The organism is Rhizobium metallidurans (assembly GCF_014196505.1).
GTDB lineage: Bacteria > Pseudomonadota > Alphaproteobacteria > Rhizobiales > Rhizobiaceae > Rhizobium > Rhizobium metallidurans.
Window position 1 is genome coordinate 16,512 of sequence record NZ_JACIDW010000015.1, and the last position, 25,910, is coordinate 42,421.

The window sequence follows — 25,910 nt, forward strand, 5'->3', positions numbered from 1 at the left end:
ACCTGTTTAGAACGACTGACCGATGCCAGCATAGATGCCGTAATCCGTCCCACCCTCGAACTTGTTGAGGGGAACGGCGAAATCAAGCCGGATCGGGCCAAAAGGCGTGGCGTAGCGCAGGCCGATACCGGCGCCGGCCCTGATATCCGAAAAATCGGGCGCGACATCGGCGGAGACCACCCCGACATCGATGAAGGGCACGATGCCGATCGTGTCGGTCACCTTGACGCGCGTCTCGAACGACGCGGTCATGAAGGAAGCCCCGCCCGTCGCCTCGTTGGCGGCGTTGTAGGGCGAGATTTCCTGATAGCCGTAACCGCGCACCGAACCGCCGCCGCCGGCAAAGAAGCGCCGGGTCGCCGGAATGTTCGCCAGATCGTCGGCGCCGAGCAGGAAGCCGGCGGACAGCTTGCCGGCGAGCACGATCCGGTCTTCGGCGCCAAGACCGTAATAGCCCGATATCGAACCCTCGAAGGCGGAGAAGATCGTGCCGTTATAGGCTTCGTAGCTCGGCGTCACCTTGGCCATCGCCCGGTAGCCCGATGTCGGGTCGAGCTTGTTGTCGCGCGCGTCGCGATCGAACTGCAAGGGAGCCGCGAAGGTCAGATAGGTGTTGGTGCCGAACGCATCGTCGTCCTTTTCCCAGCTGACCTCGCCCGCACCGGTAAACGTGTCGGTATCGTTGAGTTCGTAGGAATAGCCGAGCGATGCCGTCACCAGCTTGGCGCTATAGGCATCGGGGTTTTCGCTCTTGGCCAGAATACTGGCGATCAGCGTCCCCGACGGCACGAAGGCGCCGGGCTTGGTGAAGGTGATACCCGCCGAAAAGTCGAGATCGCCCAGAGCTGTCGCATCGCCAAGCCGACCGACGGCGCCTTCGACGCGCAGCCCTTCCGCGCCTCCGAACAGGTTGCGATGGCCCCAGTAGCCATTGAGGCCGAAGCCGTCGACCGTCGAATACTGCGCACCGACACCGAAATAGCGCTGCTTGCCCTCGGACACTTCGATGATCATCGGCAGGCTGCCGTCGCCGGCCAGCTGGTCGCCCTCACGCAGGGTGACGCTGGAGAACACGCCGAGCGCCCGCAGCCGCTCGCCGGCCTTCTTCAGCGCTTCCGGTGAGTAGCGATCGCCCTTGTTGATGCGCGAATAGCGCTCGATGAAATCCGGCCGCACCGCCTTGGCGCCCGTGACCCCGACCGTTCCGATCGGCGCGACCGGTCCGCCCTCGGCGGCGAGGACGACATCGACCGTGTTCGTGCGGTGATCGGCCACCACCTTGCGCGTGGTCAGCTTCGCCAGCGGCCGCCCATCGCTCTTCAGCTGCTCGACGATCTTGTCGCCGGCCTTGATGATCGTCAGCGACCCGGCCGAAGCGCCCGGCCCGAGATCGTAATCGGCGGGGTTGCGGTTGGCCGCGTCGCCGCCGAATTGCACCTCTCGCACACGAAATACCGGCCCGGCGGCAACGCTGACATTGACGGGGACGGGGCGCGAGCGATCGAAGGTCGGGTTCGGCGGCAGGTCGTCGATATTGCGGCCGTCGACGGTAATGGTCACGACGCCGCCATAGCGTGCCTTCTCGTAAAGCGCCGCGATCAGCCGATCGCGATCGTCGCGCGCCTTGACCACGACACCGAGGTCGCCCGAAACCGGCTGTTCCTTGTCGCTGACCAGACGCGAGCTGTTTTCGAGCGCTTCCTTGAGATCAGGGTCGGCGGCGTCCGATGTCAGCGTCACCTCGTAGCGAACGGGATCGGGCACCTGGTTGGCGTCCTTATCGTCCTTGCCGAAGAAGTTGATCCCGAAAAGCTTGAAGGCGTAGGCGTCCGCCACGAGTGCCGGTGACAACGCTGTCGTCACCGCGACCATTGTCACGATGCCTGCTCGCCGATACGCAATACTCGGTTTCGGTGCCTTCCGTCTGATCTGCATCCGCCGCTTTTTGGTTACATTGGAATTAAGCTGTGCGCCCCCCGGCCTGATGCGACCTTAGCGGCAAAATTCATTTTGTTGTACCGTTTTAAAGCGCATGATTGCTGTTTTAGCGCAAAAAACAAGAATCCCGGGCCAGAGACCCGGGATTCGAAAGGCTTTGGCGAAAGATCAGCCGCGGCAATCGTCGATATAGCGGCGGCCATACTGGTCGCGGTAGTAGCACTGGCCGGGCTGTTCGGCGACGCGGCCGATGAGCGCGCCGGACACGCCGCCGACGGCGGCACCCACGGCTGCGCCGCGAACATCACCCGTCACCACGCCACCGATGATGGCCCCGGATGCGGCACCGATGCCGGCACCCTGTTGCGTCGGCGTGCAGCCGGCGATCGATAGGCCGATAAATGCGAGCGCAATAATCTTTTTCATCAATAACTCCTGTTTGATTACCCGATGGGCAGTGCCAATGAACCGTGACCGTTGGGCGGTGCCCGATGGACGGTGGTTGTCCCTGATTCCTGTCTTTTTCGTAACCTAGACCGCAAACTATGGCGCAATAAGGGGCAATCCACGCCTCCGCTCGATTTCAGTCGACGGGACGCACGCAAAGCCGCTGGTAAATCGGTCACCAAGAACCATTCTAGACACCGTGCCCACCGCCGCGATGCGCGATTGATCTGGCCAAGCGCGCCAATTTCAAATTAAAGTAATTCGAAACTATGGGCCAATTGACGCACGTGGTGCTAAATCGGACCGGAAGGGTTGACGTGCAGTCGTCCTTGGGCGGAAAACGCCTGCACGATACTGGAGCATGAGATGGATTTCGAAGCATTCTTCAAGAGCGAGCTGGAGGGCCTTCACCAGGAAGGCCGCTATCGTGTGTTCGCCGATCTTGAACGTCACCGCGGCAGTTTTCCGCGCGCCACGCGCCACACCCCCGAGGGGCCGAAGGATGTGACCGTCTGGTGTTCCAACGACTATCTCGGCATGGGCCAGAACCCCAAGGTGATCGAGGCGATGAAGAACGCCATCGATCACTGTGGCGCGGGTGCGGGAGGCACCCGGAATATTTCTGGCACCACCCACTACCACGTTCTGCTCGAGCGCGAACTCGCCGATCTGCACGGCAAGGAATCCGCCCTGGTCTTCACCTCGGGCTACGTCTCCAACTGGGCGGCGCTCGGCACGCTTGGCGCCAAGATCCCCGGCATGATCATCTTCTCTGATGCGCTGAACCACGCCTCGATGATCGAGGGCATCCGCTACGCCAAGTGCGACCGCGTCATCTGGAAGCACAACGACCTGCAGGATCTGGAAGCCAAGCTCGCCGCCGCCGATCCGAAGGCGCCGAAGATGATCGCCTTCGAGAGCGTCTATTCGATGGACGGCGATATCGCGCCGATCAAGGAAATCTGTGACCTCGCCGACAAGTACGGCGCCATGACCTATCTCGACGAAGTCCATGCAGTCGGCATGTACGGCCCGCGCGGCGGCGGCATCGCCGAACGCGAAGGCCTGATGGATCGCCTGACGGTCATCGAAGGCACGCTCGGCAAGGCCTTCGGCGTCATGGGCGGCTATATCGCGGCGTCCGCGGCGCTTTGCGACTTCATCCGCTCCTTCGCATCCGGCTTCATCTTCACCACGGCGCTTCCCCCGACGCTCGCCGCCGGCGCGGTCGCCTCGATCCAGCACCTGAAGGTCAGCCCGTTCGAACGCGCCCGCCACCAGGACCGCGTCCGCACGCTGCGCGCCCAGCTCGACAAGGCCGGCATCCCGCATATGCCGAACCCGAGCCACATCGTGCCCGTCATGGTCGGCGACGCCGCCAAGTGCAAATGGATCTCGGACCTGCTGCTCGACAACTGCGACGTCTACGTCCAGCCGATCAACTACCCGACGGTTCCGGTCAAGACCGAACGCCTGCGCATCACCCCCACGCCGCTGCACACCGATGCCGACATTGAGCATCTGGTGGAGGCGCTGCACTCGCTGTGGTCGCGCTGCGCCCTGGCCCGGCACGTCGCGTAACGTCAAGCTTTACGGCGCCGCCTTCCCGACGGCGCCTCTCTCGACCGTCACCCCACCCTCGACGTCATCCTCGGCCGAGGAGTCGAGGAAGGGGGTAAAGTCGCCATTCCACCAACGCGATTTACCGTCCCGCCAAGTGTCCATCAAAGTCGAGCAAGCAGACCGCTCGGCGGATGCTCGGCACAAGACCGAGCAGGACGGTCGTGGGTTTGGGAACGCCGTAACCTATTCGACGAGGACAATGCGGCGCGCTCGGTGGACGGACGAAACCCGTCCCTCAGGCCGCTTTTTCGCGGATTGCCACCAGCGCGGCAGCCCGCTGCCGCGCTTCCTGGTCGACGGCGAACACGTCGTCCATCGTCGCGGCATCGGGCACATCCACCAGCTGATCCATGACGGTTTCCGTCACATCGGCCATGGCGAGGAATGACAGGCGGCCGGCGATGAAGGCTTCCAGCGCCACTTCCTTGGCGGCGTTCAGAACCGCGCCCTGCACACCGCCGCGCGTCATCGCGAGCCTTGCGAGGCGCAGCGCCGGGAAGCGCGCCTCGTCCGGCGCCTCGAAATCCAGCCGCGCCAGCTTGGCGAAGTCGAGCCGCTCGATCGGCAGGTTCGGCCGGCGCGGATGCGCCAGCGCGTAACCGATCGCGGTTCGCATATCCGGCGCGCCGAGCTGCGCAAGCACCGAACCGTCGGTATAGCCCACCATCGAATGGATCACCGATTGCGGATGCACGATGACCTCGATCTGATCCGGCGCCAGTCCGAACAGATGCTTGGCCTCGATCATTTCGAGCGCCTTGTTGAACATCGAGGCGCTGTCGATCGAGATCTTCAAGCCCATCGACCAGTTCGGATGCGCCCGCGCCGTCTCGACGTTCACACCCGCCATCTCCTCGAGCGAGGCGTTGCGGAACGGTCCGCCCGACGCCGTCAGGATGATCCGTTCCACGGCATGACGCTGGTTTTCCTCCAGCACCTGGAAGATCGCATTGTGCTCGCTGTCGACGGGCAAAAGCTTGCCGCCGCAACGGCGCACGGACTCCACGAAGAGGTCACCGGCGGAAACCAGGCATTCCTTGTTGGCGAGCGCGATATCGGCGCCCTTGCGGGCCGCGGCAAGCGTCGGCGCAAGGCCGGCCGTGCCGACGATCGCCGCCATCACCCAGTCGGCATCGAGGTCCGCGGCTTCCATCAACCCGGATTGACCGGCGGCGACCGCGATCCCGCTTCCCGACAACGCGCCCTTCAGCGCCTCGTAATGGCTTTCACTCGCCGTTACCGCGAGCCTGGCGCCGGCCGCGCGCGCCTGCTGCGCCAGCAGATCGACGTTTTCGTTGCCCGTCAGCACGGAAATCTCGAAATTTTCGCGACCGCCCAGATGCTTCACCACGTCGAGCGTATTTTGCCCGATCGAGCCGGTGGAACCGAAGATGCTGAGGCGCCGAGGCCCGCTTTTGCCTGATGTCATCAAGGATTTCGCCAAAATTCCCGCATTTGTCCTCGGCTCTACAGGGGATTGGAATGAGCGGCAAGTGTGCAGTGCAGCAGATTTTTTGCCGCGAGGGGTTTACATCCCAGCCGGTCGATGTGATCCTGATAACAATCCTCAGGGATAGGAGCATCGGCAATCGTATCGGTTGCAATTTCAAAGCTCCGGCGGTGCAAATTTCGCGCCTGCTTCCGTATCCGCGCCAAGGCCGGACGCGACAAAAACCAGAGCTGATGTTGGGTTTGCAAGGCGAATTCCCGCGCGCTTTCGTGCGTTCATGCCTGAGACCGACATCGACCAGAAGACCCTGACCGTTACGAAGGGACAAATGGCCATGAGAACGACAAGCAGTTTATTGCTTCTGCCCGCCGCGCTCATCTCATTCGCACCGCGCGTCTACGCGGAAAACCTCGTCATCTGGACACCGGTAAAGGTGTCCGAGCGCTCCTACAAGGCGACCATGGGCTTTCGCCTGCCCACCGAATGGGAAACCAGCGCCGGCGCCGATATCGGCCTTGCGGCATCGAAGGGCGGCGTCCTGCTCGGCGGCTCCGAGCAGGCCTCGCTCTGGGGCAAGATCACCAAGGTCAGCGTCACGCCCGCCGCCCGCGCAGAGCGCTCCGCGAGCGTGCGCGTCGATACGCTGCGGGGTAGCGGCGCGCTGATGCTCAGCCGGTCCCGCAGCTGGATTTTCTCCGATACGCTGGACATGGTCTCGACCCGCTTCGTGCAGGTCCGCTATGACGCCGTCGATGCGCGCCAGACATTCGTCGACACCTCGCAGGCCCTGAAGCTGATCCAGCCATGGACAGGCACGTCGATCTCGGCCGCGGCCACGGTGTCGAGCTTCACTGGCGATGTGACCAGTTCGCTGGCACTGAACCAGATAATCCTCCCCGACCTTAATTTGAGCGCAACCATCAGCAATCCTGGCTCATCCACCCGGTCCGGAAGCGTAAATGTGAACTACCGTGTCACATGGTGATCACGCACGCGGCACCGGCGGGTATAATGTTCGGATGGAGGAAGGAAGGCATGACATGGAACATTTTACGGCAGATGACAGCAGATCACCGTCCTCGAGCGGCATGAACGAACACGCGGCGCTGAAAGCCGATGTCTCCACCGCATTGGCGGTTGCGAGCGGCTTCGACGCTTCGCACATCGCGGTCACGGTCGAGCGCGACGAAATCGTTCTCAGCGGCCTGGTTGCCACGAAAGCCGATCTCGCCAGCGCGATCATTGTCGCCGAGACGACGGCAAGCGATCACACGGTCCGCAATCGCATCGTCGTCGCGCAATCCGTGCTCGACAACCTCGGCGAGGTCGGCTGACCGCGTCAACAGGCGCTAACCGGCGAAGCGTTCCATCAGGAAGCTGGAGCCGGCGACACGGTCGGTCTTCGGCGTCGTGACGGGGCCGCCGGGCTGGTAGCTGACGGCGATCAGAAGGCCGCCGATCAGGAGATACGCAACCGCGAGCATCGAGAGTTTCATGGTCATTGGCCTGGTCCTTTGGCTTGGCTGCTTTGCCAGAACAACGCGACGGCCGGCCAGATGTTCCCTTCTCGAAATGGTACGCCGGCACGGCGCGCCGGCAACGAAAAAGCCGCCCCTGGCGGGACGGCTTTTTCGTTGAAATCAAATGATAAAATCAGCCGGCCGGCGTAAGCGTGACCGATGTGCCGGTGGCCGCGACATTGAGGCCGAGCTGACCGGTGACGCTGATGGTCTGCAGCTGGATCGAGCCCGCCGTGCCGCCGAACAGGATATTGGCGCCGACGCCGCCGGCAAGCGTCGCCTCGGCGGTGATCCCCTGATAGAGGCCACCGAGCGAACCGCGATGATAGCCTGCCGTCGGGGCGAACACGGCCCAGACGAGACGGCCGCGGGTGGTGAAGCCGAGATCGACGCCCATCTTGCGGATGGTGCCGCTGTAGCGATCGGACGCGCCGCGCGTACCGCTGAAGACGCAATCGACGGTTTTCGCCGAACCCAAGACGTAGCCGACGCCGCCGCCGACGTCGCAGGTCAGAACGCCGATCTTCACGCCATCGCGCTGATCCGGCTCTTCATAGGTCGTCACGAGATCCGCTGCCGCCACCGAGGTGGCGAAGACTTGAGCCAGCGAAGCTGCCGCGACGATCGTTGCGATTGTCTTGTTCATTGTGGTCTCCTTAGTATCCTGACGGAAAAAGATAGTGCCTTGTTATAACTTACCAACCCCGGCCGTAGGAACAAAATTAACAAATGCTCAAAAGCAAATGTGTGGGGTTTGATTCGCTACATGCATCCTGATTTCTGGCTGATTTCGGGCGCCATTCGGTTAGCGCCTGAATAAATCCCGACCATGGCCTGTTGTTCCATAGCCGTCGCGCATTCTTGTCCTCAAGAACGCCGTTGACGAGAAGCCGGATCGCCGGCGCGCCCACAAAAAAGGACCCCGGGATTGGCCGGGATCCTTGATCGAAAAGCGACGATTACTGAATGTCGGGGCATGCCTCGCTCTGCGAAGCGCCGCTATTGCCGCCCTGCGCGGCCGTCGAACCCGGCATCGGCCGCGGCGGGCAGCGCGTCCGATCGACGGTGCCTGTCGTATTGGTATTGGGCCCCGCGTTCATTGTTCCGGGGGTGGTGCTGTAGGTGGCCGTCGGATCGACCACCGTCGGTGATGTCCCAGTCGTATTCGGAGCATCCGGGTTTGCGCCACCGCCGCTATCGACCGTGCTGTTGCCGATCGTCGATCCCGATGGGCTCGGATTGGACTGGGCCATTGCCCCGCCTGCGAGACCAAGTGCCAGGATCGATGCCGCGATCAGTTTCGCTTTCATGATGCTTCTCCTTCGCTGTTGTCTACCCGTGGTCAACGAAGGAGAATCGTCATCGTTCCATAAAAAGCGTCAGCTGCCGGCGCGACGTTCAGGCCGCCAGATCGTCATCGACACGCCGGTTGTCCTGCGTGCTCGGGGGAGCACTGATTTTGCGGCCACTGGTCAGGGCGCCAAGATGATAGGCCGCCAGCCGCGATGCCCGAAACGCGAAACGCGCGATCTCCAGTCCAGCGCGATAGACGTAGACGGGATAGCGTTGAGCGAGCGGCAGCCTGAAGCGCCGCCCCTGCTGGATGTCGGAAGGAAAGCCCGCTTCCTGCGAGATCGGAACCGGCGAAATGAACATTCCGCGCAGCCCGTCGAAGAATTCGAGATCGAACGCGATATCGTAGGGCAACCGCATCGGCACGAGGTCGCTGCACATCCATTCCGCCGCCTTTCGGTTGATCAGATAGGCGCCGGACCCTTTTTCGCGTGTCAGCGAGATCGCCAGCGATCGTGTCTGCGAAAGCGGAACAGCCGTGAACTTGCGTCCCTTGTTGACGCTCGACAGACGCAGCACGTCCCAGTGCCGATGCTCTTCCAGCGCCTCGGCGATGACGGCGGCGAGATTGTCAGGCAGCACGAGATCATCTTCCAGGATCAGCGCGTGGTCATGCGTCGATTCCAGAAGCCGCTTCGCGCAGGCCACATGGCTGAGATAGCAGCCGACCTCTCCGGGATTGGTCAAGCGCCCGTGGCGGCGCCGGAAGCCGGCCTCGTCGTAGGCAGCGATCGGAAAGTCGAGCGCGCGGCCGTCGACGGCGGCGATGCGCTCGAAGGGCAGGCCGAGCGTGTTGAGCTGCCTCGCCATCGAGTGAAGCCGCGCTTCCGCGCGGTCGAGATTGATCAGCATCGTGAGAAAAGATCGTTCCCGCTTGAAATCCGCGCGACTGAACGTCGGAGCGCTGGAGAGCACGCCACCCATGCATTATCCTCAAGACCGTATCAGGCCAGTTCAATGTCACTCACGGCTTGAGACAACATCGACGTATACGTCTCAGCTGCACGGCCAGTTTGCGCCGTGCTTGGCGCAATTTCCGGTCATATTCAAGTGTAAATTCAGATTGTCGATCAGGAATACTCCCTGAATACTGCGAAACCCTCGACCAACATTAGCTCCTGAAAATACAACACAATTTTGTGACAAGATGTGAAATTTCCGGGACGCCGCCCGGAAATTTCTATTGTCTTGGTAAGCTTGCCCTCGCGGGCTCAGCTCTGCCAGTCGTCCGTCGGCGTCTGCGCGGCGGCGACGACCGGGCTGTCGTCCAGCGAATAGGCGCGAATGTAGTCGATCTTCATTTCGGAGCCATTGGGCAGACCGTTGGCCGGCGTCCCGGCGATGCCGCCGATGGCGAGGTTGACGATCATGTACATCGGGTCGTTCATGTCCTCGGGCGTATCGGCTTTCGCAACCGCGACGTCGTCGAAATACCAGACGATCTGCTCCTTGTCCCAAAGTACGCCGTAGGTATGAAAACCCTCGGTGCTCGCGACATTGACCGCCGTCTGGTCCATCGTGTACTTGCCGTTCGCCATCGAATGCGCGTTCACATTGACGATGTTGGGCTCCTGCCCGCGCATTTCCACCACGTCGAGTTCCGGCGGCCAGGAGCCGTCAGCGGGCAGCAGCCAGAACGCCGGCCAGGCGCCCTGCTCCGTCGGCATGTCGGCACGGATTTCGAAATATCCGTAGGTCTGCGCGAAGGTGGAATAGGTGTTGAGCATGCCGGACGTATAGTCGAAGCCTTCCAGCTGCCCGGCGAGCGACGCCGGCGTCTCGGCCGCCGTGATCGTCAGCACGCCGTTCTGCACGGAGAACGGATTGACCGCGGTCGTGCCGGCATAGGAAGGATTGATGTACCACTGGTCCTCCGCGTTGTTGGGCAGCGTGCTCCCCTTCTCGCTCGCCCACCAGAACTTGGCGTCCCATGTTCCCTGGTCGCCGTTGCGCAGAGACAGGCTGTTGAACTCGTCCGCGAAGGTGAGCGACAGCGCCGAGCGATCGAGCGTCAGCTGGAACTGGTCGGCATTGAGGGCCGAAGCCGTCGTGTTGGCGAGCACGAGGCTCTCGCCACCGCCGAGGTCGATCCTGAGATTGGCGCCCTCCTGTGTCGAGCGGCTGAGAACCTGATCGAAGCTGGTCAGCGAATAGTTGTTGAAACGGATCGTGTCGTCGCTGCTGAAATCGACGATCAGGTCGCTGCCGTTGCCGCGCGTGAACAGGAAAGTGTCGGCGCCGCCGCCACCCGTCAGCACGTCGTTGCCCGCCCTGCCATCGATCGTCTGGCTGCCCGCGGCGCCCGAGATGATGTTGTCGCCGCTATTGCCGAAGGCATAGCGCCCGGCCCCCGTCACCGTCAGGTTCTCGAAGTTCTCGGGCAGCGTATAGCTCATCCAGGTGTTGATCGTGTCGGTCCCGCCGCCCGGCGCTTCGGCCGCGCGATTGATGCCGGAGTAGAGGTAATAGATATCGTCGCCCGTACCGCCCTGCATGGTCACGTTCACCGAACTGTCACCCCATATGCTGTCATTGCCGGCGGTGCCGTTGAGCACCGGGCCGGATCCTGTTGCCGAGAACCAGGCGGTTGATGTTCCGCTGTAGAACAGGCTTGCGCCGACCGCGTTCTGAATCGACTGTGGCATGGTCATCTCCTAGGGTTTTCGTCATTGAAATATCGCCAAGGGCATCCTCGCGATGCCCTGATGGCCAAACGCTCCTCCCTTCCCCGATGCGCCTCCTCCCGGACGCCATCGGGCATTACGCACGTCACGTCGAGGCCGGCCTTCATTCCTCCCTGAAGGCCCTCGCCGCTTGGTCGGTGAAAGGCTTGGCGAGATAGGCGAGCGCCGTCCGCTCCCCCGTCTCGATGAACGCCTCCACCGGCATGCCGGCCACGGGCGTCAGCGCCCCGAGCCTGCGCCATTCGTCCTTCCCGATATCGACACGGACGCTGTAATAGCTCTCGCCCGTTCGCTGGTCGGTCGTGAGATTGGCGCCGATGCGTTCCACCCGTCCATTGAGCTCCATGGTGGTGCGCTGGCTGAAGGCCGAAAGCCGCAGCACCACCGCCTGCCCCAGAGCCACCTGATCGATATCGCGCGGCGCGAGCCTGAGATCGGGCGTCAGCGCGTCGCCATCGGGAACGATTTCCATGATCGAGGCCCCCGCCTGCACCACCGCACCCGGCGCATGCACCGAAAGCTGGTGGACGATGCCCGCCTGCGGTGCGCGGATCTCGATATGCTCGAGATCGTCCTTGGCCGCGACGAGCCGTTCCGAGTATTCGCCGGTATCGCTTTCGGCCTGCCGCAGCTGCTCGGAGACTTCGCTGCGCCTGTCGTCGCCGAGCTGGATGATCTGCAGTTCCGTCTCCGCGATCTTGCCCTTCACCTCGGCGGCCGACGCCACCAGATTGCCGAGCTCGCCGGTGAGGTTTGCCGCTTCGCGCTCCAGCGCGTAGACCCGCGTTGCCGGTATGATGCCCTGTTTCAACAGCGGTTGGAGGCTCGCCAGCTCCTTGCCGATGATCTGCATCGCCTGCCGCTTGCCGTCCTGTTGCGACACCAGCCCGTCCGCCTGCTGGCCGAGCTGGCGAATGCGCTCGCGCAACTGCGCAACCTGTCCGTCGAGCGACGCCCGCCGGTCGTCGAACAGCCGCCGCTCGCCCTGCATCAGCATCTCCCGCTCCTCGGGGGCGGCCTGCGTGACCAGATCGGAAAACGCGAACGTCTCCCGCCCGTCCCGCTCTGCCGAAAGGCGCGCCGTGCGCGCCGCCAGCTGCCGCAATCGGCGAGACACGATCGCGACCGTCGCGCGCACCTGCGTGTCGTCCAACCGCAGCAGCACCTGCCCGGCTTCGACCTTGTCGCCATTGCGAACGAAGATCTCGCCGACGGTGCCGCCCTTCGGATGCTGGATCGGTTTCACGTAGCTGTCGACGACGAGCGTGCCCGAGGCGATCACCGCGCCATTGAGGCGGATGGTCGCCGCCAGACTGCCGAGAACGCCGACGAGAACGAGACCCGCCGCCAGCGCCAGAAGCGCCAGCCGCCGAATGGCGCGCTCGGCGATCGGTGCGCCCACACTGTTTGCACCACGCTTCATCGTGCCGCCCTCCCCTCGCTCACCCGCCCGAAACGCACCGGCGAGAATGTCGCCGAGACGGCGGCCACGGGCTGTCCGAGCACCTCCTCCTTCGGCCCGAAGCCGCGCATCTGGCCATCGGCGAGCACCATCACCTTGTCGACGCCGGCAAGGGCGCTCGGCCGGTGGGCGATGACGATGGCCACGCCGCCGCGCTCACGCACGCCCGCGATGGCGCGTGTCAGCGCCGCGTCTCCCTCCGCGTCGAGATTGGCGTTCGGTTCATCGAGCACGACGAGGAAGGGATCGCCGTAGAGCGCGCGCGCCAATGCCAGGCGCTGCCGCTGGCCGGCGGAAAGCGTCGCGCCCTCGTCGCCGATCACGGTATCGAAACCGGCGGGCATCCGCACGATCATCTCATAGATGCCGGCGGCCTTCGCGGCCGATATGACGGCGTCCGACGACGCCGAAGGATCGAACCGGGCGATGTTTTCGGCGATCGTTCCCTCGAACAGGCCGATCTCCTGCGGCAGGTAGCCGATGTGCGCTCCGAGCGCTTCCGGTTCCCATTGCGACAGCGACGCGTCGTCGAGCCGCACGGCGCCCACGCGCGCCGCCCATATCCCGACCAGCCCACGCGCCAGGGACGATTTGCCGGACGCGCTCGGCCCGACGATCCCGATCGCCTCGCCGGCCTTGGCTTCGAACGATACGCCGCGCAAGAGCGGCACGGTCGCGCCGGGAGCCGAGAGATGCAGGTTCTCGACCTTGAGGCCTTTCGTCGGCGCCGGCAGCCTCACATCGGGATCGCTGACACGATCCGCCTCGCTCAGCCGGACAAGACGCGTCCAGCTATGGCGCGCCGCGGCAAAGCCGCGCCACTGCCCGATCGCCAGTTCGACAGGCGCGAGCGCCCGGCTGATCAGGATGGAGCTGGCGATCATGATCCCGCCCGTCGCCTCCTGGCGAATGACGAGAACGGCGCCGACCGCGAGCACGCCCGATTGCAGGACCAGCCGCACGACGCGCGACAATGTCGATAGCGACACGGTGATGCTCGTCGTTCGAAATTGCGTCTGGCGATAGCGGAGGTTGATCGCCGACCAGCGCTCCTCCAGCCGCCGCGAAAAGCCCATCGAGGCCACCGTCTCGGCGTTGCGGCGCGTGGCTTCGGCAAGCGCCGTCCGCTCAAGGGCGATCCCGGCCGCGACCCGTGTCGGCGCCCGCGTGCGAATTTCGGCGATGATGGTGAGGCCGACCAGAACGAGCGCGCCCGCCAGCGCGACCACCCCGATCCAGACATGAAACAGGAAGCAGAGGCCGAGATAGAAAGGCATCCATGGAAGATCGAACAGCGCCGTCGGCCCCGGCCCGGAAAGGAAGCCGCGCACCGTGTCGATATCGCGCATCGGCTGCAGCCCGTTCTCCTCCACGGACCGCCGCGATGGCGCGGTGGCGAATGACCGGAAGACGATCGGCCCGAACCGCTCGTCGACCGACTGTCCCAGCCGCGCCAGCACCAGCGACCGCAGAAGTTCGAGCAGCCCCAGGAAGGCGAAGAGCGTCAGCGTTATGATGCCGAGGCCGACAAGCGTCGGAAGGCTGCGGCCCGGAATGACGCGGTCGTAGACCTGCAGCATGAAGAAGGAGCCGGTGAGCGCCAGAATATTGACGAAGCAGCTCGTCATACCGATCCCGATCAGCGTACCCCGCACGGACGAAAGGGCGGAAATCAGGAACGGCGCGGATGTTCTTGCCTTGAATTGGGACAAATTGCCTCTCGATCGCGTGAAACTGGGGCAGTGATGTCCCGAACATGGATCACAACAGTGACGAGAACTTGCTCTTTCTATGGTTGTGCAAAACTAAAATTTCTCACTGTTAACGCGAGTTTTGCACTGCAACATGGGCATGTCCCGTCATGACGCAAGATCGTCCTCCTATGAGACAGTTGCCCAAAATTTCAGTTTCCCGATGGCCTCTCGCCTGGCGGCGGCGAACGGGCAAGCGCGGAATTGGAAAGATGGGGGCGGCTCAACGGGCCCTGTCGTCAAAAGCCTGTTGATCGACACGATCAGTCAAGCTATGCAGGGGACGTTGTCCACGTAGCTCAGCAGGATAGAGCACAGGATTCCTAATCCTGGGGTCGGAGGTTCGAATCCTCTCGTGGACACCATTTTCCTGAAAGTTCAATCTCTTGCCACGGCCTTGGCCGGCTCCGCCGCGTCATGCGCGATGCGGGAAAGACCCGGGGCACCCGGGTCTTCGATATCAGCCGATCACTCGCCCAGGCGCTGTTCGGCCAGCCGCACCCAATATGAGATGCCGTGGCTGATGACCTCGTCGTTGAAGTCGTAGGCCGGATTGTGCAGGCCGGCCGTATCGCCGTTGCCGATGAAGATGAAGGCGCCGGGGCGGGCGTTGAGCATGTAGGAAAAGTCCTCGCCGCCCATCATCGGATCGATATCGGGATTGACGTTGGCGGCGCCCGCGATGTCGGTTGCCACGGCTGTCGCGTATACGGTCTCGTCCGCATGGTTGGATGTGACGGGATAATTCCGGTGAAACTGGATCTCAGCCGTGGCGTCATGCGCTTCGGCCACGCCGGCGACGATCTGCCTGAAACGCGTCTCCGCGAGGTCGCGCACCGCCTCGTCGAGCGTGCGCACCGTTCCGGCGAACACGGCCTCGTTGGGGATGACGTTATGCGCGAAGCCGGCATTGAACTTGGTGACCGACACCACGACCGAGCGCAGCGGATCGACGTTGCGCGATGCGATCATCTGCAGGTTGGTGATTATCTGCGTGCCGATCGCGATCGGATCGATCGTGCGGTTCGGCTGTGCCGCATGGCCGCCGCGCCCCTTGACCGTGACGGTGAACTCGTCGGTGGCGGCCATGATCGGCCCCTTGCGGATGGCGAAATGCCCGACGGGCAGGCCGGGCATGTTGTGCATGCCGTAGACCTCCTCGATGCCGAAACGCTCCATCATGCCGTCCTTGACCATCAGGTCGCCGCCGGCGCCACCTTCTTCCGCCGGCTGGAAGATGACCGCGACGTTGCCGTTGAAATTGCGGGTCTCGGCCAGATACTTCGCGGCGCCGAGCAGCATCGCCGTGTGCCCGTCATGGCCGCAGGCGTGCATCTTGCCCGATATCTTCGATGCCCATGGCTTTCCCGATATCTCGGTCAGTGGCAGGGCGTCCATGTCGGCGCGAAGCCCGATTGCGCGCGATCCCGCGCCATTGCCCTTGATCAGGCCGACAACGCCGGTGCGGCCGATGCCGGTCACGATCTCGTCGACGCCGAATTCCTTGAGCTTCTCGGCCACGAAGGCGGCCGTCTCTTCGACCGCGTAGAGCAGGCCCGGCCGTTCATGAATGTGCCGGCGCCATTCGGTCACTTCGTCCTGAAGTTCGGCGGCTCTGTTCAAAATCGGCATGCTTGCTTCCCTGCTGAAAATCGAAAACGGCGGCAATAGCGGGCTTGTATGTCACGGCTCGCAAATAAGTTAGACAATGGCCTTTGCCATGTCATGGCCATATACGTTAAATAGGGGAAACTTTCGAGACATCAGGACATCTTTAAGGACAAACCGTGTCGACGCGCCAGAATCGCCTGCTTGCCGCCCTGCGGCCGATCTCCATCGCCGCCTCGGCGGCCGTCATCGCCTTCTCCGCGACGTCCGCCGCCTATGCCAACCCTTATATACTGGTCGATGTCCAGAGCGGCCGCGTGCTCGAGCACGAGGAAGCCTTCCGCAAGTGGTATCCCGCCTCGCTCACCAAGCTGATGACGATCTATACCACCTTCGACGCGATCCGCTCCGGCCAGATCAGCATCGATACGCCGATCGCCATGAGCAAGACCGCCGCCGCCCAGCCGCCGGCCAAGATGTATTTCAAGCCCGGCCAGAAGCTGACGCTCGACAGCGCGCTGAAGATCCTGATCGTCAAGTCCGCCAATGACGTCGCCGTGGCGGTCGCCGAAGCCGTGGGCGGCACGCAGGACGCCTTCGTTCTGAGGATGAACGCCGAGGCCGAGCGGCTCGGCATGACCGACAGCCACTTCGTCAATCCGAACGGCCTGCCCGGAAAGGGCCAGTACACGACGGCCCGCGACCTCGCGATCCTGTCGGTCGCCCTGCGCCGCGATTTCCCGCAATATGCCAGCTACTTCTCGCTGGAGGGGATCACCACGGGCAAGCAGAACATTCCCGCCATCAACATGCTGATCGGTCGCTTCGCCGGCGCCGACGGCATGAAGACCGGCTTCATCTGCGCCTCGGGCTTCAACCAGATCAGCTCGGCGACCCGCAACGGCCGCACGCTCGTTTCGGTCGTGCTCGGCACCGACAGCCTTGCCGCCCGCGCCGATGCCTCCGCCGACATGCTGCAAAAGGGCTTCACATCGCAATTCCCCGGCACCGATACGCTGGGCTCGATGAAGCCCTACGGCCAGACCCAGGAGGTCGCCGACATCACGGCCGAGATCTGCAGCGCCAAGGGTGCCAAGATCCGCAGCGAAACGCGCGACGAAGTCGGCCGCATGAAGATCAGCTCGCCCTATATCCAGGAAATGAATCGCGAGCCGAACTTTGTCTATGCCGGCCTGATCCCCGGCCAGGCCGAGCCACAGCCCGACAAGGTGGCGACGGCCGGCACCGGCGATATCGCCAACGTGCCGATCCCGAAGCCGCGCCCTACATCCTTCTAAGGCATTCAGACCTCCAGGGCATTTTGATATGAGCGCAGTTGCCGATCGCATCCCGGTCACCATACTCACCGGCTTTCTCGGCGCGGGCAAATCGACCCTCCTGAACCGCATCCTCAAGGATCCGGCCATGAAGGACGCCGCCGTGATCATCAACGAATTCGGCGATGTCGGCATCGATCATCTGCTGGTCGAAAGCTCCGGCGACGCCATCATCGAACTGTCGGACGGCTGCCTGTGCTGCACCGTGCGCGGCGAACTGGTGGATACGCTCGCCAACCTGATGGATGCCATCCAGACCGGCCGCGTCAAGCCGGTGAAGCGCGTCGTCGTCGAGACGACGGGCCTCGCCGACCCGGCGCCGGTCATGCAGGCGATCATGGGCAATCCTGTCATCGCCGAGAGCTTTTCGCTCGATGGCGTCGTCACCGTCGTCGATGTCGTCAACGGGTTGCGGACGCTCGACAACCACGCGGAAGCCGTCAGGCAGGTAGCCGTCGCCGATCGCCTGATCCTGTCCAAGAAGACGCTCGCCTCCCCCGCCCTGCTGCGGACACTTGAGGCCCGCCTGCGCGCGCTCAACCCGCGCGCTGCCCTGGCCGATGCCGACGATGCCGCGACCGGCACCGCCGCCACCCTCGTCAACGGCCTCTACGACCCCGCCACCAAGAGCGCCGACGTCGGCCGCTGGCTGGGCGACGAGGATGCCCACGATCACGAGCATCATCAACACGCGCACGACGTGAACCGTCACGACGCCTCGATCCGCTCCTTCTCGATCGTCGAGGACAAGCCGATCGACCCGATGGCGCTCGACATGTTCATCGATCTCCTGCGCTCGGCGCATGGCGAAAAGCTGTTGCGGATGAAGGCGATCGTCGCGATGTCGGATCGTCCCGACCGGCCGTTGGTGCTGCATGGCGTGCAGAGCATCTTCCACCCGCCGATCCGCCTTCCCGCCTGGCCCGATCCCGCGGACCGGCGCACCCGAATGGTGCTGATCACCAGGGACCTGCCGGAAGCCTTCGTCAAGGACCTCTTCGATGCTTTCCTGGGCAAGCCGCGCATCGACACCGCCGACCGCGCGGCCCTGAACGACAACCCGTTGGCCATCCCCGGAATGCGTTTCTAGCACTCAGGGAGTGCGCTTCTAGCTATCCCCCGGGAACGGTGCGGGGCACTACCGCTTGCGGATCAGAAATCTATGACCGCTCTCGGTCCGTTCGGTCTCGATCAGCTCGTGACCATCCTCGTTGCAGAAATGCGGAATATCGATCCCGGCGAGAGGATCGGTGGTTTCGACGCGGATCGTCGCGCCCGATGGCAGCGACGACATCTTCTTTCGTGTCTTGATGACGGGCAGCGGGCATTTCAGCCCGCGCAGATCGTAGGACATGGCGCTCACGCCGTCAGTTCCTGTCCCAGAACTTCCAGAACGGCTTCTTGGCGGCGAGCTCGACCGATTGAGGCTGCTCGACGGGCACCAGGGCGGTCGCGGTGGGGCTTATCGGGCTCGGCGTCGGCACCGGCACGGACGCCGGATTGACGATTGCGGCATCGGCCGCCTTCACGGTGGCGGATGCATCCGCGGGCGCCGAGCCGGCGGCCGTGTTGGCGGCGACGGTCGTCGCCGTCTTCGCGGCCGTCATGCCTTCGAGATCGGCCACCTTCATCATCCGGCCGGCTTCGAGCGAGGTCCCCGTCGGCGCGTAGGCGAGCTCGCGGCCCTTGCGGCTCTTGGCGACGACGGCCTTGCGCTCGGCTTCCGACGGATCGTACCACGCCATGCCGTCGAATTGCTTCGACGCCTTGGCGTAGGCGATGTCATAGGTCTTGTCGTAGGAGGCAAGCGCTGCCGTCAGCGCCGGCGGCGCCGACATCTCGGGGCACTTGCCGCCGGGATTGAACGCACCCGCCGACTGCTGGTTGAAGACGTATTTCTTCTCGCAGACATTGACCTCGGGCGGCCGCTTGGTGACTTCGAAATTGTCGTAGCCGACCTTCAGCATCTTCCAGAAGTCGATATTTTCGCTCGTCCGGTGCTTGAACATGTTCTCGGCCGTCATCCGGAACGGGAAGGCCTGCAGCTGCACGCCGGTCTGGCCGCCCTGGAAGGCGTCGCGCGCGAAGGCGTAGATCTCGAGCACCTGCTCGTCCGTCATCGAATAACAGCCGGAGGAGGAGCACGCGCCGTGGATCATCAGATCGGTCCCGGTACGGCCGTTGACGGCGTCGTACTTGTTCGGAAAGCCTGTGTTGATCGCGAGATAATACTTGGAGTTCGGGTTCAGGTTGGCCTTGGTCAGGTTGTAGAAGCCTTCCGGCGCCTGCCTGTCGCCCTGTTTCACCTTGGGACCGAGACGGCCCGACCAGGCGCAGATCTTGTAGCCGGCGATCTTGTCGTAACGGTTGTCCGTCTTCGCTTTCCAGATCTCGAGCTGGCCCTCTTCCTTGAAGATGCGGATCAGGATCGGGGAATTGCGATCCATGCTCTTGGCGGCCATTTCGGTGAGGATGCGCGGCGGAAGCGGCTGTTCGACCTTGTTCTTGACTTGCGAGAGGTCGATCTGCGTGGTTTCCAACGCGTCGTTGCAGCCGGCCAGGGCCAGCGCCATCAGCGAAACATAGGCAAAATGACGAAAGCGCATTTCAGCTAGCCCAATTACGAGATGCAGCCCGATCCGGCGAACCGTCCAGGGTCACGCGAAGCATTGGCCCGATCTGGTTTACAAAACCTTAACGACCATGCCGCGCGCCCACGGCTCTCGCAAGCACGAAAGCTATTGATAACACCAATGTGGCCAAGGTTTGGCCGCAATCCGCGGCCGCCCTGCCTGCCCCGCAGCCTCTGTTAGAGGTTGCGGCCCATGTTCAGGAACTTCTGGCGGCGATCGTTGCGGATCTGCTCGCCGGAGCGGTTGGCCAGTTCGCCGAGCGCATTGGCGATGACATCGCCGGTGGAGGCGATCACGCTGTCGGGATCGCGATGCGCGCCGCCGAGCGGCTCGCCGATGATGCCGTCGATGATGCCAAGCGCCTTCAGGTCATCCGAGGTGATCTTCATGTTGGTCGCCGCTTCCTTGGCGCGCGCCGAATCGCGCCACAGGATCGAGGCCGCGCCCTCGGGCGAGATCACGCTGTAGATCGCGTGCTCGAGCATGTAGACCCGGTTGCCGGTGGCGATCGCGATCGCGCCGCCCGAGCCGCCTTCGCCGATGACGACGGAGATGATCGGAACCTTGAGGCCGAGGCACATTTCCGTCGAGCGGGCGATGGCTTCCGCCTGGCCGCGCTCTTCGGCGCCGACGCCGGGATAGGCGCCGGCCGTGTCGACCAGCGTGATCACGGGCAGGCCGAAGCGATCGGCCATCTCGAGCACGCGGATCGCCTTGCGGTAACCCTCGGGGCGCGCGCTGCCGAAATTGTGCTTCAGGCGGCTCTTCGTGTCGTTGCCCTTTTCCTGGCCGATGACGGCGACCGGCTGGCCGCGGAAGCGAGCGAGGCCCGCCTGGATCGCCGCATCCTCGGAAAACTTGCGGTCGCCGGCCAGCGGCGTGAATTCCTGGAACAGCGTCTTGGCGTAGTCGACGAAGTGCGGCCGCTGCGGATGACGCGCGACCTGGGTCTTCTGCCAGGCGTTTAGCTTCGAATAGATTTCGACCGTCGCTTCGCGAACACGAACTTCGAGCCTGCCGATTTCATCGGATGTGTCGATGCTCTCGTCTTCCGAGGCAATCTTCTTCAGTTCGATGATCTTGCCTTCGAGATCGGAGATCGGCTTTTCGAAGTCGAGATAATTGTGCATGAGGTGCGTTTCCGTTCCTTGTGCCCGGGGCATTTGTCTTCTGGCTGCCCTTGTCGCCGGTCCTAATCCTGCTTTTTCGCCTGTTTGGCAAGGGGGTGATGCGTTTGGACCAGTTGCTGGAGCCTTTCTTCCAGTACATGCGTGTAGATTTGCGTGGTGGAAATGTCCGAATGGCCAAGCAGTTCCTGCACCACGCGCAGATCGGCGCCGTTGGCCAGCAGATGGCTGGCAAAGGCGTGCCGCATCACGTGCGGCGAGATCATCGATGGGGTGAGCCCCGCCCGGATCGCCAGGTTCTTGAGGTCGCGCGCGAACACCTGCCGGGCGAGATACCCCTCCTTCGAGGCCACCGGAAACAGCCAGGGGCTTTCCTGTGGATTTTCGGCTTTCGCCGCCTCGGCCGCCAGCATCCGCCCGTAGAGCTTCAGCGCAGAGATCGCCGATTGCGACAGCGGCACCAGCCGCTCCTTGTTGCCCTTGCCGCGAATGATCAGGAAGCGGCCTTCCTGGTCGAGCACGCGAGCCGGAAGCGACACCAGCTCGCTGACGCGCATGCCGGTGGCATAGAGGAGCTCCAAGAGCGCCAGCATACGCAGCCGCTGCAATTGCCCGGGCGCCTCGTCCTGCGCCTCTTCCTCGGCCTTTTCCAGGAGCCTGCCGACCTCGTCGACACCCATGGTCTTCGGCAGCGCCCGCCCCTTTTTCGGCGCGTCGAGGATGCCGGTCGGATCGTCGGTGCGCATCCCCTCGGCATAGAGAAATTTGTAGAACTGCCGCATCGCCGCCAGCCGCCTGGCCTGCGACGACGGCTTGAATCCCTGCGCGGCAAGCGACGCCAGATAGGCCGACAGATCCGCGGACGCCGCCTCCGTCAGCCGCACGCTTCTGCCGTTCAGGAAGGAACGCAGATCGTCGAGATCGCGTTCGTAGGAGGAAAGCGTGTTGGCCGCGGCACCGCGCTCGGCGCTCATCATCTCGAGAAAGGACTCGACGTGAACGCGGCTGAGATCCCTCATCGCATCACTTCTTCGCCGGGCTGATCGCGCCGGTGGCGGGCGGGTTGATCCGCTCGGAAGGAATGCGGATCGTCACGTCGCGCTCCTTCGGCTGGACGAAAGTCACAAGCGCCCACATCGTTCCGTATATCGCTCCGGCGATGACCGCCAATATGGCGAGAAATCGGAACAGACTCGGCATTCAACAACTCCATAACTTTGCTTCTTTATGAAGAAGCGCGTTTGCAAGTGCAAGAAGGAGCATTTGAACCATGATTCCCTTACCTCCGACTTGACGCTACACCTGCATTTGTTGATACCGTTCGCAAACAAAGTGTGAATGGACCAATGAACGACCCAGTTCTGATCGTTGCCGATAGCCTGAGGGACAGAGCTCGTGCTGCGCTCGGTTCGCGCAATCTGATCCTCGTCGGTCTGATGGGCGCCGGCAAGTCGTCGGTGGGCCGCATCGTCGCCACGCAGCTGGGCATCCCCTTTATCGACAGCGACGCGGAAATCGAGCGCGTGTCGCGCATGTCGATCAGCGAGCTTTTCGCAGCCTACGGCGAGGACGAGTTCCGCGCGCTCGAGGGACGGGTGATGAAGCGGCTGCTGAAGGGCGGGCCGCGCCTCGTCTCGACAGGCGGCGGCGCCTTCATCAACGACCGCACCCGCAAGCATATCAAGAGGGGCGGCGTCTCGGTCTGGCTGAAGGCCGATCTCGACGTGCTCTGGGAGCGCGTCAACAAGCGCGACACCCGCCCGCTGCTGAAGACCGAAAATCCCAGGCAGACGCTCGAAAACCTGATGAACGCAAGATACCCGATCTACGAGCAGGCAGACCTCACCGTCATCTCGCGCGATGTGCGCAAGGAAGTGATGGCCGAGGAAGTGCTGAGAGCCGTGATCGACAGCAGAACCGAAAGTGCAGCCTGATGAACGCGATTGCCGCCTCCACCAACCGCAAGGTTAATGTGCCGCTTGGCGACCGCGCCTATGACATCCTGATCGGCCCCGGCCTGATCGCGCGCGCCGGCGCCGAGATCGCCGCCCGTCTCAAGGGCCGCAAGGCCGCCATCATCACCGACGAGAACGTCGGCCCGCTCTATCTCAACGCGCTCGTCGAGAGCCTGACGGCCTCCGGCATCGCGTCGTCGGCGCTGGTCTTGCCGGCCGGCGAGAAGACCAAGAGCTTCGAGCATCTGATGACCGCCTGCGACAAGGTCCTGGAAGCCCGCATCGAGCGCAACGACTGCGTGATCGCGCTCGGCGGCGGCGTCATCGGCGACCTCTCGGGCTTCGTCGCCGGCATTGTCCGTCGTGGGGTCCGCTTCGTGCAGATCCCGACATCGCTGCTGTCGCAGGTCGACAGCTCCGTCGGCGGCAAGACCGGCATCAACAGCCGCCACGGCAAGAACCTGATCGGCGTCTTCCACCAGGCGGACCTCGTGCTTGCCGATACCGATGTGCTCAACACGCTCTCCGAGCGCGAATTCCGCGCCGGCTATGCCGAAGTCGCCAAATACGGACTGATCGACAAGCCCGATTTCTTCGCTTGGCTGGAAGCCAACTGGCAATCCGTCTTCTCCGGCGGCGCGGCCCGCATCGAGGCGATCGCCGCAAGCTGCCAGGCGAAATCGGATGTCGTCGTCGCCGATGAGCACGAAAACAGCCAGCGCGCCTTGCTCAATCTCGGCCACACTTTCGGCCACGCGCTGGAAGCCGCGACCGCCTACGACAGCAGCCGCCTCGTCCATGGCGAGGGTGTTGCGATCGGCATGGTGCTCGCCCACGAATTCTCGGCCCGCATGAACCTTGCAAGCCCGGATGACGCAAAGCGCGTCGAGCGTCACCTGAGAGAGGTCGGCCTTCCGACCCGCATGTCGGAGATCCCGGGCATCCTGCCGCCGGCCGAAGTGCTGATGGACGCGATCGCTCAGGACAAGAAGGTCAAGGGCGGCCAGCTCACCTTCATCCTCACCCGCGGCATCGGCCAGTCCTTCGTCGCCAACGACGTGCCGGCATCCGAAGTATTGAGCTTCCTCAAGGAAAAACACCCGCAATGACCCTCGAAGGCACGCTGGCATTTCTTTCCGCATATTGGCCGGAAATTCTTTCCATCGTGGCCCTCGTCCTCGTGTCCGCCTTCTTCTCCGGCTCCGAGACGGCGCTGACGGCCGTCTCGCGCAGCCGCATTCACACGCTGGAGGCAAACGGCGAAGAGCGCGCCGGCATCGTGCGCAAACTGATCGAGCGCCGCGACCGGCTGATCAGCGCGCTGCTGATCGGCAACAACCTCGCCAACATCCTGGCATCGGCGATCGCCACCAGCCTGTTTCTCGGCCTGTTCGGCAGCTCGGGCGTGGCTCTGGCGACACTGGCGATGACCGTCATCCTGGTCATCTTCGCCGAGGTGCTGCCGAAGAGCTGGGCGATCTCGGCGCCGGAACGCTTCGCGCTCAACACGGCCGGCGGCGTCAAGCTGTTCGTCGCCTTGGTCGGGCCCGTCTCGTCCTTTGTGAACAGGATCGTGCGCCGCATTCTCGCGCTTTTCGGCATCAATCTCTCGCGCGAAGTGTCGATGCTGACGGCGCACGAGGAGCTGCGCGGTGCCGTCGATCTCCTGCATCGCGAGGGATCGGTGGTGAAGGCCGACCGCGACCGCCTCGGCGGCGTGCTCGATCTCGGCGAGCTCGAACTGTCCGACATCATGATCCACCGCCTGGCCATGCGCTGCATCAACGCCGACGACCCGCCCGAGGTGGTCGTGCGCGCCATTCTCGACAGCCCCTTCACCCGCATGCCGCTCTGGCGCGGCTCGACCGACAACATCATCGGCGTCGTGCACTCCAAGGACCTCCTGAGGGCGCTGGCCGAGCGCGACGCCGAGCCGGAGCATCTCGATATCGTCAAGATCGCCCAGAAGCCCTGGTTCGTGCCCGACAGCACCAATCTCGAAGCACAGCTCAACGCCTTCCTGCGTCGCAAGCAGCATTTCGCCGTCGTGGTCGACGAATATGGCGAGGTGCAGGGCATCGTCACGCTCGAGGATATTCTCGAGGAGATCGTCGGCGATATCTCGGACGAGCACGACATCGAGATACAGGGCGTGCGCCAGGAGGCCGACGGCTCGGTGGTGGTCGATGGCAACGTGCCGATCCGCGACCTCAACCGCGCGCTCGACTGGCAGCTGCCCGACGAGGAGGCGACGACGATCGCCGGCCTCGTCATCCACGAATCGATGACCATTCCCGAGGAGCGCCAGGCCTTCACCTTCTACGGCAAGCGCTTCATCGTCATGAAACGCGACAAGAACCGCATCACCAGACTGCGCATCCGCCCGGCGGAGGAGAACCAGAACAATCCCGCCTGATCGACCGCCCCCTCAACCATTGCACGCTGCGGGAGGAGCCCGGCGGGCAGCATTCTAATGGATTTGATATGTTTGACATTCTCTGGCGCTCGATCGCCATCGGCATCGGCGCCACCATTCTCATGGACATCTGGGCCGTCATCCTCGGCAAGCTGACCGGCACCGGTCTGCCCAACTGGGGACCACCCGGCCGCTGGCTCTGGCATCTCTTCGCCAAGGGCACGGTCTTTCACGACGATATCGGCAAGGCCGCGCCCTATGAGCACGAAGTCGCGCTCGGCTGGGTCTTCCACTACGCCGTCGGCATCATCTACGGCATCATGCTGGTGATCCTGACCGGCCCTTACTGGCTGGTCGCGCCGACCTTCCTGCCCGCCTGGATCTGGGGCATCGTCACCATCGCCGCCGGCTGGTTCCTGCTGCAACCGGGCCTCGGCATCGGCTGGGCGGCATCGAAGACGCCGAACCCCACCAAGGCCCGCTTCCTCGGTCTCGTCGCCCACACCGTATTCGGCTTCGGCCTCTATGCGACGGCGCTTCTGATTCGTTAGAGGCTGCCCGCCATCCTTGCGAAATCGCCGCGCCGCGCCCATATGACGCGGTGTC

At 63.5% G+C, this 25,910-nt stretch carries 25 protein-coding genes and 1 tRNA gene; 10 read left to right on the forward strand and 16 right to left on the reverse strand.

The features are described 5' to 3' along the window. Positions 1–6: 6 nt before the first annotated feature. Both GGQ67_RS18940 and GGQ67_RS18945 read right to left on the reverse strand, forming a co-directional pair. Positions 7–1,935 (reverse strand): autotransporter assembly complex protein TamA, encoded by a 1,929-nt coding sequence (locus GGQ67_RS18940; RefSeq protein WP_183901690.1) that lies wholly within the window; start codon positions 1,933–1,935, stop codon positions 7–9. Positions 1,936–2,106: 171 nt separating this feature from the next. Then, positions 2,107–2,364: a YMGG-like glycine zipper-containing protein gene (locus GGQ67_RS18945; protein ID WP_183901691.1), complete on the reverse strand. Its 258-nt coding sequence runs from the start codon at positions 2,362–2,364 to the stop codon at positions 2,107–2,109. Positions 2,365–2,751: 387 nt separating this feature from the next. Here GGQ67_RS18945 and hemA point away from each other — a divergent pair, with 387 nt between their 5' ends. Next, a complete protein-coding gene (gene hemA, locus GGQ67_RS18950) occupies positions 2,752–3,966 on the forward strand; it encodes a 5-aminolevulinate synthase (RefSeq protein ID WP_183901692.1) in 1,215 nt (404 codons plus the stop codon). Between the two features lie 277 nt (positions 3,967–4,243). Here the strand turns inward: hemA and dxr are convergent, their stop codons facing one another. Continuing rightward, positions 4,244–5,437: a 1-deoxy-D-xylulose-5-phosphate reductoisomerase gene (dxr, locus tag GGQ67_RS18955; RefSeq protein ID WP_183901693.1), complete on the reverse strand. Its 1,194-nt coding sequence runs from the start codon at positions 5,435–5,437 to the stop codon at positions 4,244–4,246. Positions 5,438–5,792: 355 nt separating this feature from the next. On the opposite strand from dxr, the gene GGQ67_RS18960 reads away from it, so the two are divergent. Together GGQ67_RS18960 and GGQ67_RS18965 are read left to right on the forward strand one after the other, a co-directional pair. Continuing rightward, positions 5,793–6,443: a hypothetical protein gene (locus GGQ67_RS18960; RefSeq protein WP_246400243.1), complete on the forward strand. Its 651-nt coding sequence runs from the start codon at positions 5,793–5,795 to the stop codon at positions 6,441–6,443. A 55-nt stretch (positions 6,444–6,498) separates the two neighbouring features. Beyond that, on the forward strand, positions 6,499–6,792 hold the full coding sequence (locus GGQ67_RS18965; RefSeq protein WP_183901694.1) for a BON domain-containing protein: 294 nt from the start codon (positions 6,499–6,501) through the stop codon (positions 6,790–6,792). Positions 6,793–6,807: 15 nt separating this feature from the next. Here the strand turns inward: GGQ67_RS18965 and GGQ67_RS18970 are convergent, their stop codons facing one another. The 7 genes from GGQ67_RS18970 to GGQ67_RS19000 all read right to left on the reverse strand — a co-directional run bounded on the left by GGQ67_RS18970 (position 6,808) and on the right by GGQ67_RS19000 (position 14,189). Further along, positions 6,808–6,960: a hypothetical protein gene (locus GGQ67_RS18970; protein WP_183901695.1), complete on the reverse strand. Its 153-nt coding sequence runs from the start codon at positions 6,958–6,960 to the stop codon at positions 6,808–6,810. A 151-nt stretch (positions 6,961–7,111) separates the two neighbouring features. After that, the gene (locus tag GGQ67_RS18975; protein WP_183901696.1) at positions 7,112–7,624 is read right to left on the reverse strand and encodes a DUF992 domain-containing protein; all 513 of its coding nucleotides are present in this window, start codon (positions 7,622–7,624) and stop codon (positions 7,112–7,114) included. A gap of 313 nt (positions 7,625–7,937) precedes the next feature. Further along, complete coding sequence (locus GGQ67_RS18980; protein ID WP_183901697.1) at positions 7,938–8,288, reverse strand: hypothetical protein; 351 nt, start codon at positions 8,286–8,288, stop codon at positions 7,938–7,940. An 88-nt stretch (positions 8,289–8,376) separates the two neighbouring features. Then, positions 8,377–9,255, reverse strand: coding sequence for a glycosyltransferase family 25 protein (locus GGQ67_RS18985; protein ID WP_183901698.1), 879 nt, complete (start codon positions 9,253–9,255; stop codon positions 8,377–8,379). Between the two features lie 287 nt (positions 9,256–9,542). Then, positions 9,543–10,976, reverse strand: a complete 1,434-nt coding sequence (eglC, locus tag GGQ67_RS18990) for an endo-1,3-1,4-beta-glycanase EglC (protein ID WP_183901699.1) — start codon at positions 10,974–10,976, stop codon at positions 9,543–9,545. 142 nt (positions 10,977–11,118) lie between these two features. Further along, on the reverse strand, positions 11,119–12,438 hold the full coding sequence (locus GGQ67_RS18995) for an HlyD family type I secretion periplasmic adaptor subunit (protein WP_183901700.1): 1,320 nt from the start codon (positions 12,436–12,438) through the stop codon (positions 11,119–11,121). Continuing rightward, positions 12,435–14,189, reverse strand: a complete 1,755-nt coding sequence (locus GGQ67_RS19000) for a type I secretion system permease/ATPase (protein WP_183901701.1) — start codon at positions 14,187–14,189, stop codon at positions 12,435–12,437. The genes GGQ67_RS18995 and GGQ67_RS19000 overlap by 4 nt, the downstream gene beginning before the upstream one ends. A 327-nt stretch (positions 14,190–14,516) precedes the next feature. Between GGQ67_RS19000 and GGQ67_RS19005 the strand changes: the two genes are divergently transcribed. Beyond that, positions 14,517–14,593, forward strand: a tRNA-Arg gene (locus GGQ67_RS19005). 103 nt (positions 14,594–14,696) lie between these two features. Here GGQ67_RS19005 and GGQ67_RS19010 read toward each other — a convergent pair. Next, positions 14,697–15,860 carry a M20 aminoacylase family protein gene (locus tag GGQ67_RS19010; protein WP_183901702.1) on the reverse strand — a complete coding sequence of 388 codons (1,164 nt, stop codon included), beginning with the start codon at positions 15,858–15,860 and terminating at the stop codon, positions 14,697–14,699. A 155-nt stretch (positions 15,861–16,015) separates the two neighbouring features. Here GGQ67_RS19010 and GGQ67_RS19015 point away from each other — a divergent pair, with 155 nt between their 5' ends. Together GGQ67_RS19015 and GGQ67_RS19020 are read left to right on the forward strand one after the other, a co-directional pair. Next, positions 16,016–17,134 (forward strand): serine hydrolase, encoded by a 1,119-nt coding sequence (locus GGQ67_RS19015; protein ID WP_183901703.1) that lies wholly within the window; start codon positions 16,016–16,018, stop codon positions 17,132–17,134. Between the two features lie 28 nt (positions 17,135–17,162). Beyond that, a complete protein-coding gene (locus GGQ67_RS19020) occupies positions 17,163–18,263 on the forward strand; it encodes a CobW family GTP-binding protein (protein WP_183901704.1) in 1,101 nt (366 codons plus the stop codon). Positions 18,264–18,311: 48 nt separating this feature from the next. Here GGQ67_RS19020 and GGQ67_RS19025 read toward each other — a convergent pair whose 3' ends face one another. The 5 genes from GGQ67_RS19025 to GGQ67_RS19045 all read right to left on the reverse strand — a co-directional run bounded on the left by GGQ67_RS19025 (position 18,312) and on the right by GGQ67_RS19045 (position 22,133). Continuing rightward, complete coding sequence (locus GGQ67_RS19025) at positions 18,312–18,527, reverse strand: sulfurtransferase TusA family protein (RefSeq protein WP_210279713.1); 216 nt, start codon at positions 18,525–18,527, stop codon at positions 18,312–18,314. Positions 18,528–18,540: 13 nt separating this feature from the next. Beyond that, positions 18,541–19,779: a L,D-transpeptidase family protein gene (locus tag GGQ67_RS19030; protein ID WP_183901706.1), complete on the reverse strand. Its 1,239-nt coding sequence runs from the start codon at positions 19,777–19,779 to the stop codon at positions 18,541–18,543. Between the two features lie 203 nt (positions 19,780–19,982). Continuing rightward, complete coding sequence (locus GGQ67_RS19035) at positions 19,983–20,936, reverse strand: acetyl-CoA carboxylase carboxyltransferase subunit alpha (protein WP_183901707.1); 954 nt, start codon at positions 20,934–20,936, stop codon at positions 19,983–19,985. Positions 20,937–20,998: 62 nt separating this feature from the next. Next, entirely contained in the window at positions 20,999–21,952 is a 954-nt protein-coding gene (gene xerD, locus GGQ67_RS19040; RefSeq protein ID WP_183901708.1) for a site-specific tyrosine recombinase XerD, read from the reverse strand. A gap of 4 nt (positions 21,953–21,956) precedes the next feature. After that, a complete protein-coding gene (locus GGQ67_RS19045) occupies positions 21,957–22,133 on the reverse strand; it encodes a hypothetical protein (RefSeq protein ID WP_183901709.1) in 177 nt (58 codons plus the stop codon). Between the two features lie 146 nt (positions 22,134–22,279). On the opposite strand from GGQ67_RS19045, the gene GGQ67_RS19050 reads away from it, so the two are divergent. The 4 genes from GGQ67_RS19050 to GGQ67_RS19065 all read left to right on the forward strand — a co-directional run bounded on the left by GGQ67_RS19050 (position 22,280) and on the right by GGQ67_RS19065 (position 25,855). Further along, positions 22,280–22,867, forward strand: coding sequence for a shikimate kinase (locus tag GGQ67_RS19050; protein WP_183901710.1), 588 nt, complete (start codon positions 22,280–22,282; stop codon positions 22,865–22,867). Continuing rightward, a complete protein-coding gene (gene aroB / locus GGQ67_RS19055) occupies positions 22,867–23,997 on the forward strand; it encodes a 3-dehydroquinate synthase (protein WP_183901711.1) in 1,131 nt (376 codons plus the stop codon). The genes GGQ67_RS19050 and aroB overlap by 1 nt, the downstream gene beginning before the upstream one ends. Beyond that, positions 23,994–25,304: an HlyC/CorC family transporter gene (locus GGQ67_RS19060; RefSeq protein WP_183901712.1), complete on the forward strand. Its 1,311-nt coding sequence runs from the start codon at positions 23,994–23,996 to the stop codon at positions 25,302–25,304. The genes aroB and GGQ67_RS19060 overlap by 4 nt, the downstream gene beginning before the upstream one ends. A gap of 68 nt (positions 25,305–25,372) precedes the next feature. Next, positions 25,373–25,855 carry a DUF2938 domain-containing protein gene (locus GGQ67_RS19065; RefSeq protein ID WP_183901713.1) on the forward strand — a complete coding sequence of 161 codons (483 nt, stop codon included), beginning with the start codon at positions 25,373–25,375 and terminating at the stop codon, positions 25,853–25,855. Positions 25,856–25,910: the final 55 nt, after the last annotated feature.

Coding starts and splice junctions, on each gene's coding strand:
- GGQ67_RS19035 (WP_183901707.1), bottom strand. CDS start 20,936: ATGCACAATTATCTCGACTTCGAAAAGCCGATCTCCGATCTCGAAGGC.
- GGQ67_RS18960 (WP_246400243.1), top strand. CDS start 5,793: ATGAGAACGACAAGCAGTTTATTGCTTCTGCCCGCCGCGCTCATCTCA.
- GGQ67_RS19030 (WP_183901706.1), bottom strand. CDS start 19,779: ATGCGCTTTCGTCATTTTGCCTATGTTTCGCTGATGGCGCTGGCCCTG.
- GGQ67_RS19025 (WP_210279713.1), bottom strand. CDS start 18,527: ATGTCCTACGATCTGCGCGGGCTGAAATGCCCGCTGCCCGTCATCAAG.
- GGQ67_RS18945 (WP_183901691.1), bottom strand. CDS start 2,364: ATGAAAAAGATTATTGCGCTCGCATTTATCGGCCTATCGATCGCCGGC.
- GGQ67_RS19065 (WP_183901713.1), top strand. CDS start 25,373: ATGTTTGACATTCTCTGGCGCTCGATCGCCATCGGCATCGGCGCCACC.
- GGQ67_RS18995 (WP_183901700.1), bottom strand. CDS start 12,438: ATGAAGCGTGGTGCAAACAGTGTGGGCGCACCGATCGCCGAGCGCGCC.
- GGQ67_RS18970 (WP_183901695.1), bottom strand. CDS start 6,960: ATGACCATGAAACTCTCGATGCTCGCGGTTGCGTATCTCCTGATCGGC.
- GGQ67_RS18975 (WP_183901696.1), bottom strand. CDS start 7,624: ATGAACAAGACAATCGCAACGATCGTCGCGGCAGCTTCGCTGGCTCAA.
- GGQ67_RS18985 (WP_183901698.1), bottom strand. CDS start 9,255: ATGGGTGGCGTGCTCTCCAGCGCTCCGACGTTCAGTCGCGCGGATTTC.
- GGQ67_RS19050 (WP_183901710.1), top strand. CDS start 22,280: ATGAACGACCCAGTTCTGATCGTTGCCGATAGCCTGAGGGACAGAGCT.
- xerD (WP_183901708.1), bottom strand. CDS start 21,952: ATGAGGGATCTCAGCCGCGTTCACGTCGAGTCCTTTCTCGAGATGATG.
- GGQ67_RS19020 (WP_183901704.1), top strand. CDS start 17,163: ATGAGCGCAGTTGCCGATCGCATCCCGGTCACCATACTCACCGGCTTT.
- GGQ67_RS19045 (WP_183901709.1), bottom strand. CDS start 22,133: ATGCCGAGTCTGTTCCGATTTCTCGCCATATTGGCGGTCATCGCCGGA.
- GGQ67_RS18940 (WP_183901690.1), bottom strand. CDS start 1,935: ATGCAGATCAGACGGAAGGCACCGAAACCGAGTATTGCGTATCGGCGA.
- dxr (WP_183901693.1), bottom strand. CDS start 5,437: ATGACATCAGGCAAAAGCGGGCCTCGGCGCCTCAGCATCTTCGGTTCC.
- aroB (WP_183901711.1), top strand. CDS start 22,867: ATGAACGCGATTGCCGCCTCCACCAACCGCAAGGTTAATGTGCCGCTT.
- eglC (WP_183901699.1), bottom strand. CDS start 10,976: ATGCCACAGTCGATTCAGAACGCGGTCGGCGCAAGCCTGTTCTACAGC.
- hemA (WP_183901692.1), top strand. CDS start 2,752: ATGGATTTCGAAGCATTCTTCAAGAGCGAGCTGGAGGGCCTTCACCAG.
- GGQ67_RS18965 (WP_183901694.1), top strand. CDS start 6,499: ATGGAACATTTTACGGCAGATGACAGCAGATCACCGTCCTCGAGCGGC.
- GGQ67_RS19060 (WP_183901712.1), top strand. CDS start 23,994: ATGACCCTCGAAGGCACGCTGGCATTTCTTTCCGCATATTGGCCGGAA.
- GGQ67_RS19010 (WP_183901702.1), bottom strand. CDS start 15,860: ATGCCGATTTTGAACAGAGCCGCCGAACTTCAGGACGAAGTGACCGAA.
- GGQ67_RS18980 (WP_183901697.1), bottom strand. CDS start 8,288: ATGAAAGCGAAACTGATCGCGGCATCGATCCTGGCACTTGGTCTCGCA.